This is a genomic window from Streptomyces alboflavus (assembly GCF_000716675.1).
Taxonomy (GTDB): Bacteria; Actinomycetota; Actinomycetes; order Streptomycetales; family Streptomycetaceae; genus Streptomyces; species Streptomyces alboflavus.
This window is the reverse complement of record NZ_JNXT01000005.1, coordinates 121,362-135,856: the sequence shown is the minus strand read 5'-3', so window position 1 is coordinate 135,856 and position 14,495 is coordinate 121,362. Positions and strand designations below refer to the sequence as shown.

The following is a 14,495-nucleotide window of genomic DNA, read 5'->3' as shown; positions in this document are numbered from 1 at the left end:
CAGGGTGTTGCGGGCTCAGGCCCGGGGCTCCCCCACCGTCCCGGGCAGGTACGTCACCGTCGGCGCCCCCGTCGCCGGATGCACCACCACCTCCGCCGCGACCCCGTACACCTTCGCCAGGAGCTCGCCGGTGAGGACGTCCCCGGGCGGCCCGGACGCGACGACCCGGCCCGCGTCGAGGACGTACAGGCGGTCGCAGTAGTACGCGGCGAGGGTCAGGTCGTGCAGGGCGAGCAGGTTGGCCGTGCCGAGGCCGCGGACCAGGCCGAGGATCTCCAGCTGGTAGCGGATGTCCAGGTGGTTCGTGGGCTCGTCCAGGACGAGGACGGCCGGTTCCTGGACCAACGCCCGCGCGGTCAGGACGCGTTGGCGTTCGCCGCCGGAGAGGCGGGCGAAGGCGCGTCCGGCCAGGGCGGCGGCGCCGACCCGCTCCAGGGCGCCCTGGACCAGGTCCTCGTCGGCGGCGGTGTCACCCTCCCAGAAGCGTTTGTGCGGGGAGCGGCCCATGGCGACGATCTGGCGGACGGTGAGCTCGAAGCCCGTCTGGCCGTCCTGCGGGACCGTGGCGATGCGGCGGGCGCGCGCCTTGACGCCCGCGTCCGCGAGGTCGTCGCCGTCCAGCAGGACCCGGCCGCCGGTGGGCCGCAGCGCCCCGTACACACAGCGGAGCAGCGTCGTCTTGCCGCTGCCGTTGGGGCCGACCAGGCCCACCGTCTCGCCTGCGGAGACGGCGAGTGAGACGGCGTCCACCAGGCGGCGGCCCGACGGGGTCTCGTACGAGAGGTCCTCGACGTGGAGCCTCATGCCTGTGCCCCTTCCCGCGCCCGGCCCCGCCGCAGCAGCCACAGGAAGAACGGGCCGCCGGTCAGGGCAGTGAGCACGCCCACCGGGATGTCCTGCGGCGCCGCCACCGTGCGGGCCGCGAGGTCCGCCACCACCAGGAACACCGCCCCCATCAGCGCCGCCACCGGAAGCAGCACCCGGTGCGCCGCGCCCACCACCATCCGGGCCGCGTGCGGCACCATCAGGCCGACGAAGCCGATGGCCCCGCTGTGTGCGACGAGTACGCCGGTCACCAGCGACGTCAGCACGAAGACGCCCGCGCGGAACCTGGCCGTGTCCAGGCCGAGGACCGTCGCGCCCTCCTCCCCCACCAGGAGCAGGTCCAGCGGGCGGGCCAGCGCGATCAGCAGTGCCGTGCCGACGGCCAGGACCGTCAGCGGCAGCGCGAGCATGTCCCAGCGGGCGCTGCCGAGGCCGCCGAGGGTCCAGTACAGGACTTCCTTCAGGTGGTCGGCGCGGGCCGAGACGACCAGGATCAGGCTGGTCAGGGCCGCCAGGACGTACGACACCGCCACGCCCGCGAGGATCAGGCGGGTCGTCGTGAAGCCGCCGCCGGGCTCGCGCGCGAGAGCGTAGACCACGAGCAGCGCGAGGAACGCGCCCGCGAAGGACGCCGTCGGGATCGTCACCGTCGTCGCCATGCCCGCGCCCAGGCCGAGCACGATGACCGAGACCGCGGCCGCGGAGGCGCCCGAGGAGACGCCCAGGAGGAACGGGTCGGCCAGCGGGTTGCGGACCAGGGCCTGGAGGGTGGTGCCCACCACGGCCAGGCCCGCGCCGACGGCCGCGCCGAGGATGACCCGGGGGAGGCGGACGTCGAGGACGATCGTGCGGTACGGGGACGGGCCGTGGGCCTGGCCAGTGAGGATGTCCACCACGTCCGTGGGCGGGATGTTCACCGAGCCCCACGCCAGCGCGGCGGTGCCTGCGGCCGCGAGGGCGACGATCAGCACGGCTAGGACCGTGCCGTACGCCAGCGGGGTGCGGGGCGCTTTCCCCCCGGGTGGGCGGGGGCACCGCCGATCGCGCTTCGCGCTCGTCCTCAAGCGCCGGACGGGCTGAAACCTGCCCCCAGGCCGAGTCTGGGTCACCGCAACTGCTCCGCCAGCTTCTTCACCGCCCCCGGCGCCCGCACCCCCAGCACCACGTCCGACAGCGGCAGCACCGCGAACCGCTTGTTCTTGATCGCCGGGACGTCCTTGAGGGCCGGGTCGTCCAGGAGGCGCTTCTTCTTCTGGGCGACCGTAGTCGCGCCGTAGTCGTAGATGACGATGACGTCCGGGCGGCGGTCGACGACCGTCTCCCAGGAGGCGTCGCCGAAGGACTTGTCGAGGTCGGACATCACGTTGCGGCCGCCCGCGCGCTCGATGATGTCGTTGCCGATGCCCCGGCCGCCCGCGGTGAACGCCGTCTTGTCGCCGCTGTCGTAGACGAAGACGGCGGGCCGCTCGCCGCCCTTGGACTTCTCGGCGGCGCGGGCGAGTTCGGCCTCGGCGCCGCGCACCCACTTCTCCGCCCGGTCCTTGACCCCGAACGTCGCGCCCGCCTCGCGCACCTCGCGGTACACGTCGTCCATCGTGACGGGCTTCTTGGCGCAGCCCTCGATGTTCAGACGGGACTTGATGCCGGACTTGGCGAGGGCGTCGCGGGAGCGGCCGTCGCCCGCCGCGAAGGCGCTCGCGTAACCGCCGTACACGAAGTCGGGATTGGCGGCGAGCAGCTTCTCGTAGGAGGGGTACTCCTTGGCGATGACGGGCGTCGACTCGTACGCCTTCTTGTACTTGGGGAGCACCTTGTCGTCGAGGTAGGCGGTGCCGGCGATGCGGTCCTTGAGGCCCAGTTCGAGGAGGATCTCCGTCACGTGCTGGTTCATGGTGACCGCGCGCTTCGGGGGTGCGTCGAAGGTCGTCTTCGTCCCGCAGTTGGTGACGGTGTACGGGAATCCGGCGGCCTTGCCGTCGGCCTTCCCGGAGTCGTCGTCGCCGGACGACGAGGACGACGAGCACGCCGTCAGGGGCAGCAGGATCGCCGCCGCGGCGAGCAGGGCACGGGTACGCATGGGGTGCGGGCCTCCTCCAGGGGATTTCCGCGTCCCCTGAGTGCATGTGGAGGAGGCGGCAGGTCAGTTCCTGACTCCCGGGCGCGCGTCGCGGCCGGTCACAGTGGCGGGACCGCGCCGGATTTCCGCCGGCTTCCTGGGTCCTGCCGCCTCGAAGGTCGGCATCAGTATGCCTGTACGACCTTGACCTCTTCCTCGGTGACGGTCCCGTCCACGATCCGGAACGAGCGGAACTGGAAAGAACCGGCGTCGTCGGTGTCGGCGGTGGAGACCAGGACATAGTGGGCGCCGGGCTCGTTGGCGTAGGTGATGTCGGTGCGGGAGGGGTAGGCCTCGGTGGCCGTGTGCGAGTGGTAGATGACCACGGGCTCCTCGTCGCGGTCGTCCAGGTCGCGGTAGAGCTTCAGCAGGTCGGCCGAGTCGAACTCGTAGAACGTGGGCGAGCGGGCCGCGTTCAGCATCGGGACGAAGCGCTCGGGGCGGTCGCTGCCCGCCGGGCCCGCGACGACGCCGCACGCCTCGTCGGGGTGGTCCTTGCGCGCGTGCGCGACGATCTGGTCGTGGAGGGCCTGGGTGATGGTCAGCATGTCCGCCAGGATAAGCAGCAGGGCGGCCCCGTACCGAAGTGTGGTACGAGACCGCCCGCATGCTGGACGGAAGGCGTCCGGGGTCAGTCCTTGGTGACTGTCGGTCCTGTCAGTCCTGTCAGTCCTTGGTGACCGGCGCGGTGTCGGCGCCCTCGACGGCCTGGCCCGTGTGCACGCGCTTCTTGAAGGCCGCGGCCTCCGGGTTGCGGCTCTTGAGGACCAGGTAGGACACGCACAGGATCGCGGCCCAGATCGGCGCGCAGTACAGCGAGATCCGCGCGTCCTTGTCGATGCCCATCATCACGATGACCATGCCGATGAAGGCGAGGGCGAACCAGCTCGTGTACGGGGCGCCCGGTGCGCGGAAGGTGGACTGCGGGACGAGACCGCGGTCGGCTTTGCGGCGGTAGTTGATCTGGGAGACCAGGATCATGATCCAGGCCCACATGCCGGAGATGGTCGCGAAGGAGACGACGTAGTTGAACGCCTCGCCCGGCCACTGGTAGTTGATCCACACGCCGACGAGCATCAGCGCGGCGGACGCGGTGGTGCCGACCAGCGGCAGGCCGTTCTTGGTGAGCTTGGTGAAGAACTTCGGGCCCTGGCCGTTGAGCGCGAGGTCGCGCAGCATGCGGCCGGTGGAGTACATGCCCGAGTTGCAGGAGGAGAGGGCGGCGGTCAGGACCACGAAGTTCACGATCGCGGCGCCGACGCCGAGGCCCATCTTCTCGAAGGCCGCGACGAACGGGGAGACGCCGGGCTGGAAGTGCGTCCACGGCACGACCGAGAGGATCATGATCAGGGCGCCGACGTAGAAGACGGCGATGCGCCACGGCACGGTGTTGATCGCCTTGGGCAGGGTCTTCTTCGGGTCCTTGGACTCGCCCGCGGTGACGCCGACCAGCTCGACGGCGAGGAAGGCGAACATCACGATCTGCAGCGTCATCAGCGTGTTGCCGATGCCGTTGGGGAAGAAGCCGCCGTTGTCCCACAGGTGCGAGACGGAGGCGGTGTCGCCGGCGTCGGAGAAGCCGATGGTGAGGATGCCGGCGCAGATCAGGATCATGCCGACGATCGCGGTGACCTTGACCATGGAGAACCAGAACTCCAGCTCACCGAAGAGCTTCACGGAGATCAGGTTGGCGCCGTACAGGATGACCGTGAAGATCAGCGCGTACGCCCATTGAGGAATGGAGTCGTGCGTCCAGTACTGCATGTACTGGGCCGCCGCGGTGACTTCCGTGATGCCGGTGACGACCCAGAAGAGCCAGTACGTCCAGCCGGTCACGAACCCGAAGAACGGGCTGACGAACTCACGGGCGTACTCCGAGAACGAGCCCGAGACGGGCCGGTACATCAGGAGCTCGCCGAGCGCGCGCATGATGAAGAAGATGACGAGGCCCGCGATCGCGTACGCGAGGATGAGGCTGGGCCCGGCCTTGTGAATGGCCTTGCCCGCGCCGAGGAACAGGCCGGTGCCGATGGCACCGCCGATCGCGATCATCTGGATCTGCCGGGCGCCGAGCCCGCGCTGATAGCCCTCGTTGTCGCCGGACGCGCCCTCTGTGGCCGCCGCGGCCTCATTGCCGTCGTGGTGTTCTTCGACCTGCACTGAGGTCATGGTGACGCCTTTCTCCATGCTGATCCGCGCCGCGAACTGCGGTTTCGCCGCGGACCAGGTCCTGATCCCCCCGGATGGTGATGGAGTGCCGCCGGCGGTCTGCCGGTCTCTGGCGCCCCCGGTGACATGGGTGGCGTCACCGAGCGGTCGTGAAGATGTACCACGGCGGGCGGAAGATCCGTTTCGTCGAATGTGACGCGCACCACGAGAAAAGCCGGACAAAATTGCCCTTCCGGCGGCATTAGGAGCCGCCGAGTTGACGGGATCGTTATGCGGATTTGAGGACCCGTTGAGCGAACAGCGTGCCGCTTGCAACGACTTTGTGCGCACGGTGCGCAGGACCGGTGCCCGACAGCGCGAAGGGCCCGCCCGCATCGAGGGATGCGGGCGGGCCCGAGGGAGGATCGCGAGGGTGTGCCCCGGAGGGGCCGCCGGGTCAGTCGGCGCGCAGGCCGGACTTGTCGGTGCCGTTCGCGGGCGCGGCGGCGGCTTCGTCGAGCTCGGGCTCCGGCTCCCCGTTCCCGCGTCGGCGGATGAAGTCGAGGAAGTTGTCCAGCTCCCGCTTCACCACCGGAGCGAGCAGGTAGAGGCCGATGATGTTGAAGACCGCGAGCATGAAGAGCACCGCGTCCGCCAGGTCGAACAGCTTGCCCAGGGTGAGCAGGGAGCCGAGGACACAGCCCGCCGAGTACAGGACCTTGTAGGTGATCTCACTGACCTTGCTGCGGCCGAAGAGGTGCGTCCAGGCCTTGAGGCCGTAGTAGCCCCAGGTGAGCACCGTGGAGAAGGCGAAGAGCAGCACGGCGACGGTCAGCAGGTGCGGGAACCACGGCAGGACGGTCTCGAAGGCGTCCGAGGTCAGCGTCACGCCCTGGGCGTTGTCGATGCTCCCGCCGACCTTCCAGCTGGAGGGGTCGGCGATGACGATGGTCAGCGCGGTCATGGTGCAGATGACGACCGTGTCGATGAAGGGCTCAAGGAGCGCGACCAGGCCCTCGCTCGCGGGGTGCTTGGTCTTCACCGCGGAGTGCGCGATCGGGGCGGAGCCGATGCCGGCCTCGTTGGAGAACGCGGCCCGCTTGAAGCCGACGATCAGGGCGCCGATGATGCCGCCCGTGATGCCCTGCGGGTTGAAGGCGCCCTCGACGATCGTGCCGATCGCCGACGGCACGGCGGTCACGTTGACGAGGATGACGATCAGGCAGGCAAGGACGTACATGCCGGCCATCGCCGGGACCAGGCGGCTGGTGACGGCGGCGATGGAGCGGATGCCGCCGATGAGCACGATGCCGACGAGCGCGGCGATCAGCAGGCCGAAGAAGAGCGCGCCCGACGAGGAGCTGATCCAGCCGTCACCCGTGACCTTGGCCACCTGCGCGTAGCTCTGGTTGACCTGGAGCAGGTTTCCGCCGAAGAGGCCGAAGAAGAGGATGCAGATGGAGGCGAGGACGGCGAGGACCTTGCCGAGCTTCAGCCCCCAGCCGCCGAAGCGCTCACCGAGCCCCTTGGGCAGATAGTGCATGGGACCGCCGGACACGGACCCGTCGGGGTGCACCTGGCGGTACTTCACGCCGAGGGTGACCTCGACGAACTTGGTGGCCATGCCGAGCAGGCCGCAGAGGATCATCCAGAAGGTGGCGCCCGCGCCACCGATGCTCACCGCGACGGCGACACCGGCGATGTTGCCGAGGCCGACGGTGCCGGAGACCGCCGCCGTCAGTGCCTGGAAGTGGTTGACCTCGCCGTCCGCCCCCTTCTCGTCGTACTTGCCGCGCACCACACGCAGGGCGAGCCTGAACTTCCCGAACTGGAGGAAGCCGAAGTAGACCGAGAAGGCGAGGCCCGCGACGACGAGCCAGGCCACGATGAGCGGCAGTTCGGTGTCGCCCACCGGGACCGCGTAGAAAACGATCTCGCTGAGCTTGTTGGTTATGGGTTCGAACCAACCGTTGACGGTCTCGTCGACAGAGTCGGTGAAGGATTCGAGTGACATCTGGCTACCTCAGTGGCGCAGGACTGCCGTGGGGAGAACGGCAGATGAGGGTGCGGGCTTTGAGCGAACGCCGTTGTCCGGTCGGCGACATGAGGCACACCGGGTCCGCGGACCCGGACCGGTGCTGCCTCGGTCGTACGCGTGCGGCGCGCCGACGGCGCGCGGCTCCCGTGCCCGGCGAGGGGTGGTGCCGGAAAAGGAGTTGCGTAGTGGTACCACGCCTTTGCCACTGCTTTACGTGATGCAGATCACACTCGAACCGCCCCGAATGCTGCCACCTGGCAGAAAAGGGCACCGCGTAACGCGATCGTTATGCGGAATTGGAGATCCGTTGAGCGAACGGAGCCAGAACCATGTTATCTACACGGACTTACGTGTCGGCTCCATGGACTTTCAGCCGAGCAGCGTCTCGACAAGGGTCTCCTGGAGTCCGCCGAGCCAGAGATAGGCCATCACCATCGGCTTGCGCGGGTCGGAGTCCGGGAGCCGGTAGAGGAGGTCGGTGTCCTCCTCGTCGGTCACGTCGAGCCGGGCGCCGATCGCGAGCCGCAGGTCGTTGAGCGCGCCGAGCCAGCTGCGCGACTCCTCCGCGGACAGCTTCAGGACGGCGCCGCCCTCGCCCGCGACGGTGAGCGCATCCAGGGAGCGGATCACGGCGAGCGCGTCGTCCCGCTTGCGGGCCCGCAGGTCGTTCTCGGTGAAGCGGCGGAACTCGGCGGAGTACGCCCGCAGTTCGTCGGCCTGCTCCAGGGAGGCGGACTCGGTGCCGGGGCCGCCGTAGGCGTCCGGGAGCAGCCTTTTGAGGACCGGGTCGGTGGGCGGCTCGCTCGGGCCCTCGGCGAACAGCTCCGCGAACGGGTCGCCGTCGGCGCCCGCGGGCTCCTCGCCCGGGCCGATCAGCTCCAGGAGCTGCACCGCGAGCGAGCGGATGATCGAGATCTCGACCTCGTCGAGGGCGACGGCCGCGCCGCCGCCCGGGATCGGTTCGAAGTGTCCAGGCATCAGTCGCGTCGCTACTTCCGGTCCTGCTGGAGCGTTGCCCACAGCCCGTATCCGTGCATCGCCTGCACGTCGCGTTCCATCTCCTCGCGGCTGCCGCTGGAGACGACGGCCCGGCCCTTGTGGTGCACGTCCATCATGAGCTTGGTGGCCTTGTCCTTCGAGTACCCGAAGTACGTCTGGAAGACATAGGTCACATAGCTCATCAGATTGACCGGGTCGTTGTGCACGAGCGTGATCCACGGAACGTCCGGCTCGGGGACCGCGAAGGTCTCCTCTTCCGCGTCCGGGCGTGTGATCTCTACGGGAGCAGCGCTACTCACCTGCCCCATGCTGCCACCCGGGGCCGCCCACCGCACAAACGGACCCCCGAAATCGTCAGAGTGACGAGATGCGGGGTAGCATCCTTGTCATGAACTCTGGGGAGCATGACCTGGGGCTGCCAGGAAGTGAAGCGCGCGCAGCGCATCAAAATAAGGGTGGTGGCGGGAGACGGGTGGGCGTCCCTTCCACCGCGCTCTTCACGGATCACTACGAGTTGACGATGCTGCAGGGCGCGCTGAAGTCGGGCACCGCCGACCGGCGCTCGGTCTTCGAGGTGTTCACCCGCAGACTGCCCGAGGGCCGCCGCTACGGCGTCGTGGCCGGGACCGGGCGGGTCCTGGACGCGGTCGAGAACTTCCGCTTCGACGCCGATGTGCTCGCCTTCCTGCGCGAGCGCGGCGTCGTGGACGGGCCGACGCTCGACTGGCTGGCCTCGTACCGCTTCAGCGGGGACATCTGGGGCTACCCGGAGGGCGAGACGTACTTCCCCGGCTCGCCGATCCTGCGGGTCGAGGGCAGCTTCGCGGAGTGCGTGCTCCTGGAGACGGTGATCCTCTCCATCCTCAACCACGACTCGGCCATCGCCGCCGCGGCATCCCGCATGGCCTCCGCCGCGGGCGGCCGGCCGCTGATCGAGATGGGCGCCCGTCGCACCCACGAGCTGGCCGCAGTCGCCGCCGCGCGGGCCGCCTACGTCGGCGGCTTCACCACCACGTCGGACCTGGCCGCGGGCTTCCGCTACGGCATCCCGACCGTCGGCACCTCGGCCCACTCCTTCACCCTCGTCCACGACAGCGAGCGGGACGCCTTCCGCGCCCAGGTCGACGCCCTCGGCCGGGGCACCACGCTGCTCGTCGACACCTACGACGTCGGCGAGGCCGTCCGGATGGCCGTCGAGATCGCCGGGCCCGACCTCGGCGCCGTCCGCATCGACTCCGGCGACCTGCTGCTCGTCGCCCACCGGGTACGCCAGCAGCTCGACGAGCTGGGCGCCACGAACACCAAGATCGTGGTCACCTCCGACCTCGACGAGTACGCCATCGCCTCGCTCGCCGCGGCGCCCGTGGACGCGTACGGCGTGGGCACCCAGCTGGTCACCGGCTCCGGGCACCCCACCTGCTCCATGGTCTACAAGCTCGTCGCCCGCGCCCGCTCCGCCGACCCCAAGGCCCCCCTCGAACCCGTCGCCAAGAAGTCCCTCGGCGGGAAGTCGTCCCTCGGCGGCCGCAAGTGGGCCGCGCGCCGCGTCGACGCGCAGGGGGTCGCCGAGGCCGAGGTCATCGGGACCGGGGCCGTCCCCGCAGAGCTCGCCGACCGTCAGCTCCTCGTCGAGCTGGTCAAGGGCGGGGACGTCGTCGCCCGCGAGCCCCTCGAGGCCGTCCGGGAGCGGCACGCGGCCGCGCGGGGGCGGCTGCCGCTCTCCGCGACCCAGCTGTCGCGCGGGGAGGCGGTCATTCCCACCGAGTACCTGGCCTGAGTGCGTCGCCCGCCCTCTCCCGCAACGGAGTGGAAGTCTCTACGCTCGGTTCATCCAGCTAGCCGAAGGAAACCCGCCATGCGTCGCGCCCTGATCGTCGTCGATGTACAGAACGACTTCTGCGAAGGGGGCAGTCTCGCGGTGTCCGGCGGCGCGGATGTGGCTGCCGCCATCACCGAGCTCATCGGGCAGGCCGCCCCCTGCTACCGGCATGTGGTGGCCACCCGTGACCACCACATCGACCCCGGTGACCACTTCTCCGACCGGCCCGACTTCGTCGACTCGTGGCCGCCGCACTGTGTCGCCGGGACGGAGGGGGTGGGGTTCCATCCGAACTTCGCGCCCGCCGTGGCGTCCGGGGCGATCGACGCCGTCTTCGACAAGGGGGCGCACTCGGCCGCCTACAGCGGGTTCGAGGGGGTCGACGAGAACGGGACCTCTCTGGCCCAGTGGCTGCGGGACCGGCAGATCCGGGAGGTCGACGTCGTCGGGATCGCCACCGATCACTGTGTGCGGGCCACGGCGCTCGACGCCGTCCGCGAGGGGTTCCGCACCCACGTCCTCCTCGACCTCACGGCCGGGGTGGCCCCGGAGACCACCCAGCGGGCCCTGGACGACCTCCGCGAAGCGGGCGCCGAACTCACCGGCAAGCCGGTGGTGTGACCCTGCCGGGGGCTCCCCAACCCCGCCCCTTCCCGAAACTGGGGCTCCGCCCCAGACCCCGCTCCTCAATCGCCGGAGGGGCTGATTTCAGCCCGTCCGGCGATTGAGGACGAGGCGCGGAGCGCCGATCAGCGGGGGTCCGGGGGCGGCAGCCCCCGGTTTCGGGAAGGGGCGGGGTTGGGGAGCTCCCAGCCGGGCTACGCCGCCGCCCCCCGTCTCAGCAGCGCCCGAATCGGATGCCACAGCTCCGCCGCCCCGTCCGGCGCCGCGCGCCATATGAGGCCGTCGGGGTGGTGCAGCACGGCGGTGACCTCGTCCGGGGTGGGAGGCTCCGCGTTGCCGCGGAGATAGACCGCGCGGAGGCCGAGATTGCGGAGCCGGGTCAGGGCCCGCGCCCGGTTCGCCGCACGGACGAGCACGCGCACGCTGCCACCCCCCGGCCCGGGACTCGGCAGGGTCATCGCCACCACCACACTGCCGTTGGGCAGCTTGCAGAAGCCTCCTGCGGCCATGGTCTGTCACACCCCCGTGAGACGTCGTGTCAATAAGAGAACCACAGACGCACTCAAACACGATCGGCCGCCGCCCGCTAGAGGGCGACGGCCGATCGGCCAGAAACAGGCGCTTGACCTGCGTAAACGAGATTTACTTGGAGGACTTGCCCACCTGGAGCGTGATCGTCGAGCCGTCCTTGGGCTGCTTGAGGATCTTTATCCGGGTGTTGGTGTCAGTGACCTTGACACTTCCCGTGGGGTTCTCCGCGTACCAGTAGGTGCCCTTGCGGTCGTCGAAGACGGAGACGCCCTTCTTCGACTTGATCTTGAGGGCGACGTCAGCGTTGTGGAGGGTGATCGCGTCCGTCCTGTACTTCGAGAACGGCGCGTCGAACGGCTGGATCTTGTTCCGCAGGAGCGTGCCGTCCTTCCACTTCATCGGCTTGGCGTGGGCGTCGATCGGGAGGATCAGACCCTTGCCGGGGTGCTGGCTGACGTTGTTGTCCTTCTGGGAGGTGTCCCACTGCCAGATCATCAGGCCGGTCTGGTAGGGGTAGTGCTCGACCCAGTCGGGACGGGACTTGGAGAAGCCGAAGTTGTACGGGCCGACCTTCAGGGTCTTGTCGTACGACACGTACTGGCGGTTCTCCGCGAGGTAGTACTGCTCGTACTCCTTGGTGAAGGACTCGCCGATGCGCGAGAAGCCCTTCGTCTTCCAGCCGTTGCCGTCGCCCTCGGCGCCGTCCTCGAAGAGCTTGGCGCCGTCCGCGGTCAGCGTGATCTCGTCGGCCGTGAAGCCCTTGAGCGCGGTGCCGCCGTCGGTGGCGTAGCGGAAGCGGACGTCGATCTTCTTGCCGGCGTAGGCGTCCAGCGGGAAGACCAGCTTCTGGTACTTCTTCGAGGAGCCGGTCAGGGCCGGCTTGTCGCCCGCGTCACGGGTGATCGGCTTGCCGTCGGCGGTGCCGTCGACGGGCGTCCAGTTGGCGCCGGAGTCGGTGGACACCTCGGTGTAGAGGTAGTCGTAGTTGGACTCGATGTCCCACCAACCCTGCAGCGAGAGCTCGGCCTTGGACTTGCCGGTGAGGTCGACGCTGCGCGTGAGCGTGTTGCGCAGGTCGTCGTCCTGGCCGCTCCACCACTGCTTGGTGCCCTCGGCGGGCTTCACGACGGTCGTGGTGACCGGCTTCTTGGGCAGGTCGACGAGGAGCGCCTGGCGGTGCCGGGTGTTGTACTCGGACACGCCGAGCTTGTGCTCGGAGGTCGTCGCGGCCTTCGCCCGGTCGTAGTTGAGCCAGCCCAGCTGGAACTTGTCCCAGGCGGTCATGTCGCCGGGCAGGTCGCCGATCGAGCCCTTGCCGGTGCCGAGCCAGGAACCGGCCGACATCAGCGACCAGAAGCCGACGGAGTTCTCGGCCTTGCCGGTGGTGTCGTACAGGTCGGGCAGGCCCAGGTCGTGGCCGTACTCGTGGGCGAAGACGCCGAGGCCGCCGTTCTCGGGCTGCATCGTGTAGTCGCCGACCCAGATGCCGGAGTCGCCGATCTGGGTGCCGCCCGACTTGTTGTCGGCGGGTCCGGTCTTGCCCGCGTCGTTGCCGTACGCGTACCAGCGGTGCGCCCACAGGGCGTTGGGGCCCTCGGCGCCGCCGCCCGCGGACTCGTCCTCGCCCGCGTGCACGATCTGGAAGTGGTCGATGTACCCGTCGGGCTCGTTGAAGTTGCCGTCGCCGTCGAAGTCGTAGCGGTCCCACAGGTCGTACTTGGCGAGGTCCGCCTTGATCTGCGCGTCCGTGCGGCCCTTGGCCTTCTGGTCCTTGACCCAGGCCGTGGTGCCGTCGCGGACGGCGTCCCAGACGTTGGCGCAGTTGGAGTCGCCGCACCAGTTGGAGCCGTAGCGGGCCTCGTTGTAGTCGACCTTGACCCAGTCCGAGACCTCGCCGTCGACCGAGTAGCGGCCGGACGACGTCTTCTCGTAGTAGGTCTTCAGCGAGTGCTTGGGCTTGCCCTTGGCGTCCTTGCCCTCACCGAAGTAGAGGTCCTGGAAGTGCTTCCTGTTGTAATCCGCCTGCCAGGCCGTGCTGTTGTCCTTCGCACGGTCCGGCTTGGCTATCTTGTTGTGCGCGGGGCCGGGCTTGCCGCCGTACTTCTTGATCGGCTTCTCGGGCCCTTCGGGACCGTCGGGGTCGTACATGGTGGTGTCGTCCACCTTGTCCCCGAACTCCACCAGAATCGTGAAGATCTTGTCGGTCTTCTCCCGGCCCAGCTCGACGTACTTCTTGTCGTCGAGCTTCACCACGTTCGACCCGCCGCGCTTCTGCACCTTGGCGTCGCCGGAGACGACCTGCTCCAGGGCCGCCTTGCGCTGCTGGGCCTGCTGCTTGCTGAACGGGCCCTCGAGGTCGTGGTCGACGTGGGCCTTGGCGTCCGCCGGGTCCCGGCGGTCGATGGCCGCGGCCTTGCCGGTCGCGGACGCCTTGTCGCCGCTCCCGCCGTCGTCGGCCGCCGCCACTGAATAAGCGGAGAACGTCGCGGTCGCCGCCGCGAGAGCCACCGCTGCCGCGGTCGCTCTGAACGTTCGTCTCTTGATGGTCACTTGATGCTGTCCTCCCCCGCGCCCGCATCACGGACCGAAATTCCCGGTCGAGGAGGTCCGCGCGCGATATGCGCGTCACAAGTGACGACATTCGACCGGAGAGAGGGAAGAAAAGACAGACCTTGACTTGAACAGGCCAAGTGCTCTATGCAGACCCGACCGACCGTTATCCGAACATGATCAAGCGGGATCGCGGCGGCGCACGCGGGGCATTCCCCGTCCCCTCAACAGGCGCGCCTCGCCGTCCAATTGGCGGGACGCATGAATCCATGCGCCCCCTGTGCACCGGCACCGTGGGTTAGGTCACGCTTACCGCACGTTCCCGTCGGGCATGCAGGCGAATAGAGTCATTTCGACGGTGCGCACGGGTACTCGGCGAAGCTTCCAAGTCGCCACCTTTGAGCACCCTTTGATTCGTATACGTCCACATCGTCTGGATCTCTCCCCCGCATCCGCTGTCCCGAGGACGGATCACGCCATGCCTCGCCCCATGCCTCGTCCGACCGTCGCACAGCTCACCTACGGTTCCGCGACCGTCATCTGTTCCGCGCTCGCCATGCTGCTGCTCTCCCAGGCGAGTTCGGTGCCGGGAGTCGCGGTCATCACCTTCGCCGCGCTCGGCCTCGGCCTGCTCGTGGCCTGGACGGTGCCCCTGCCCAAGCCTGCCCCGGAGCCGGCCGAGGCCCTGACCACCACCGCGGTCCCGGTCCCGGCCGCCGTGTCCGCGCCCTCGTCCTTCGAGGAGCGGATCCCGGTGCAGCGCACCGTGCTCGCCACCGACTCCACCGCCCCGCAGCACACCCCGCTGCCCGTACGCGAACCAGCGGGCCCCTGAGCGTCACCTG

13 protein-coding genes and 1 riboswitch are annotated in these 14,495 nt (G+C 69.2%); of the genes, 3 read left to right on the top strand and 10 right to left on the bottom strand.

The window, feature by feature from the left end:
• Nucleotides 1-15 precede the first annotated feature (15 nt).
• From OO63_RS06485 to clpS, 8 genes are all read right to left on the bottom strand, one after another.
• Nucleotides 16-804, bottom strand: coding sequence for an ABC transporter ATP-binding protein (locus OO63_RS06485; RefSeq protein ID WP_030358340.1), 789 nt, complete (start codon nt 802-804; stop codon nt 16-18).
• Nucleotides 801-1,889 carry a FecCD family ABC transporter permease gene (locus OO63_RS06480; RefSeq protein ID WP_051810605.1) on the bottom strand — a complete coding sequence of 363 codons (1,089 nt, stop codon included), beginning with the start codon at nt 1,887-1,889 and terminating at the stop codon, nt 801-803. The genes OO63_RS06485 and OO63_RS06480 overlap by 4 nt, the downstream gene beginning before the upstream one ends.
• 41 nt (nt 1,890-1,930) lie before the next feature.
• Complete coding sequence (locus OO63_RS06475) at nt 1,931-2,902, bottom strand: ABC transporter substrate-binding protein (RefSeq protein WP_030358342.1); 972 nt, start codon at nt 2,900-2,902, stop codon at nt 1,931-1,933.
• Between the two features lie 44 nt (nt 2,903-2,946).
• A riboswitch (cobalamin riboswitch) is annotated at nt 2,947-3,064 on the bottom strand.
• A gap of 2 nt (nt 3,065-3,066) precedes the next feature.
• Complete coding sequence (locus tag OO63_RS06470) at nt 3,067-3,489, bottom strand: M67 family metallopeptidase (RefSeq protein ID WP_030358343.1); 423 nt, start codon at nt 3,487-3,489, stop codon at nt 3,067-3,069.
• A 118-nt stretch (nt 3,490-3,607) separates the two neighbouring features.
• Nucleotides 3,608-5,110: an amino acid permease gene (locus OO63_RS06465; protein ID WP_051810616.1), complete on the bottom strand. Its 1,503-nt coding sequence runs from the start codon at nt 5,108-5,110 to the stop codon at nt 3,608-3,610.
• A gap of 436 nt (nt 5,111-5,546) precedes the next feature.
• Nucleotides 5,547-7,103 (bottom strand): alanine/glycine:cation symporter family protein, encoded by a 1,557-nt coding sequence (locus OO63_RS06460; protein ID WP_051810604.1) that lies wholly within the window; start codon nt 7,101-7,103, stop codon nt 5,547-5,549.
• 393 nt (nt 7,104-7,496) lie between these two features.
• Nucleotides 7,497-8,105 carry a DUF2017 domain-containing protein gene (locus OO63_RS06455; protein ID WP_030358346.1) on the bottom strand — a complete coding sequence of 203 codons (609 nt, stop codon included), beginning with the start codon at nt 8,103-8,105 and terminating at the stop codon, nt 7,497-7,499.
• Between the two features lie 11 nt (nt 8,106-8,116).
• Entirely contained in the window at nt 8,117-8,434 is a 318-nt protein-coding gene (gene clpS / locus OO63_RS06450) for an ATP-dependent Clp protease adapter ClpS (RefSeq protein WP_030358347.1), read from the bottom strand.
• 212 nt (nt 8,435-8,646) lie between these two features.
• Between clpS and OO63_RS06445 the strand changes: the two genes are divergently transcribed.
• Both OO63_RS06445 and OO63_RS06440 read left to right on the top strand, forming a co-directional pair.
• Nucleotides 8,647-9,903, top strand: coding sequence for a nicotinate phosphoribosyltransferase (locus tag OO63_RS06445; protein ID WP_234311161.1), 1,257 nt, complete (start codon nt 8,647-8,649; stop codon nt 9,901-9,903).
• A gap of 78 nt (nt 9,904-9,981) precedes the next feature.
• On the top strand, nt 9,982-10,566 hold the full coding sequence (locus OO63_RS06440) for a nicotinamidase (RefSeq protein WP_030358349.1): 585 nt from the start codon (nt 9,982-9,984) through the stop codon (nt 10,564-10,566).
• 197 nt (nt 10,567-10,763) lie between these two features.
• On the opposite strand, the gene OO63_RS06435 is transcribed toward OO63_RS06440, so the two are convergent.
• Together OO63_RS06435 and OO63_RS06430 are read right to left on the bottom strand one after the other, a co-directional pair.
• The gene (locus OO63_RS06435) at nt 10,764-11,078 is read right to left on the bottom strand and encodes a hypothetical protein (RefSeq protein ID WP_030358350.1); all 315 of its coding nucleotides are present in this window, start codon (nt 11,076-11,078) and stop codon (nt 10,764-10,766) included.
• Between the two features lie 133 nt (nt 11,079-11,211).
• The gene (locus OO63_RS06430) at nt 11,212-13,650 is read right to left on the bottom strand and encodes an immune inhibitor A domain-containing protein (protein WP_030358351.1); all 2,439 of its coding nucleotides are present in this window, start codon (nt 13,648-13,650) and stop codon (nt 11,212-11,214) included.
• Between the two features lie 490 nt (nt 13,651-14,140).
• Between OO63_RS06430 and OO63_RS06425 the strand changes: the two genes are divergently transcribed.
• On the top strand, nt 14,141-14,485 hold the full coding sequence (locus OO63_RS06425; protein ID WP_030358352.1) for a hypothetical protein: 345 nt from the start codon (nt 14,141-14,143) through the stop codon (nt 14,483-14,485).
• The last annotated feature ends 10 nt before the right edge of the window (nt 14,486-14,495 follow it).

Bases quoted from the DNA above. Each gene is read 5' to 3' on its own strand.
- OO63_RS06475 (WP_030358342.1), bottom strand. From the start codon at position 2,902: ATGCGTACCCGTGCCCTGCTCGCCGCGGCGGCGATCCTGCTGCCCCTG.
- OO63_RS06445 (WP_234311161.1), top strand. From the start codon at position 8,647: ATGCTGCAGGGCGCGCTGAAGTCGGGCACCGCCGACCGGCGCTCGGTC.
- OO63_RS06435 (WP_030358350.1), bottom strand. From the start codon at position 11,078: ATGGCCGCAGGAGGCTTCTGCAAGCTGCCCAACGGCAGTGTGGTGGTG.
- OO63_RS06470 (WP_030358343.1), bottom strand. From the start codon at position 3,489: ATGCTGACCATCACCCAGGCCCTCCACGACCAGATCGTCGCGCACGCG.
- OO63_RS06425 (WP_030358352.1), top strand. From the start codon at position 14,141: ATGCCTCGTCCGACCGTCGCACAGCTCACCTACGGTTCCGCGACCGTC.
- OO63_RS06485 (WP_030358340.1), bottom strand. From the start codon at position 804: ATGAGGCTCCACGTCGAGGACCTCTCGTACGAGACCCCGTCGGGCCGC.
- OO63_RS06440 (WP_030358349.1), top strand. From the start codon at position 9,982: ATGCGTCGCGCCCTGATCGTCGTCGATGTACAGAACGACTTCTGCGAA.
- clpS (WP_030358347.1), bottom strand. From the start codon at position 8,434: ATGGGGCAGGTGAGTAGCGCTGCTCCCGTAGAGATCACACGCCCGGAC.
- OO63_RS06455 (WP_030358346.1), bottom strand. From the start codon at position 8,105: ATGCCTGGACACTTCGAACCGATCCCGGGCGGCGGCGCGGCCGTCGCC.
- OO63_RS06465 (WP_051810616.1), bottom strand. From the start codon at position 5,110: ATGACCTCAGTGCAGGTCGAAGAACACCACGACGGCAATGAGGCCGCG.
- OO63_RS06460 (WP_051810604.1), bottom strand. From the start codon at position 7,103: ATGTCACTCGAATCCTTCACCGACTCTGTCGACGAGACCGTCAACGGT.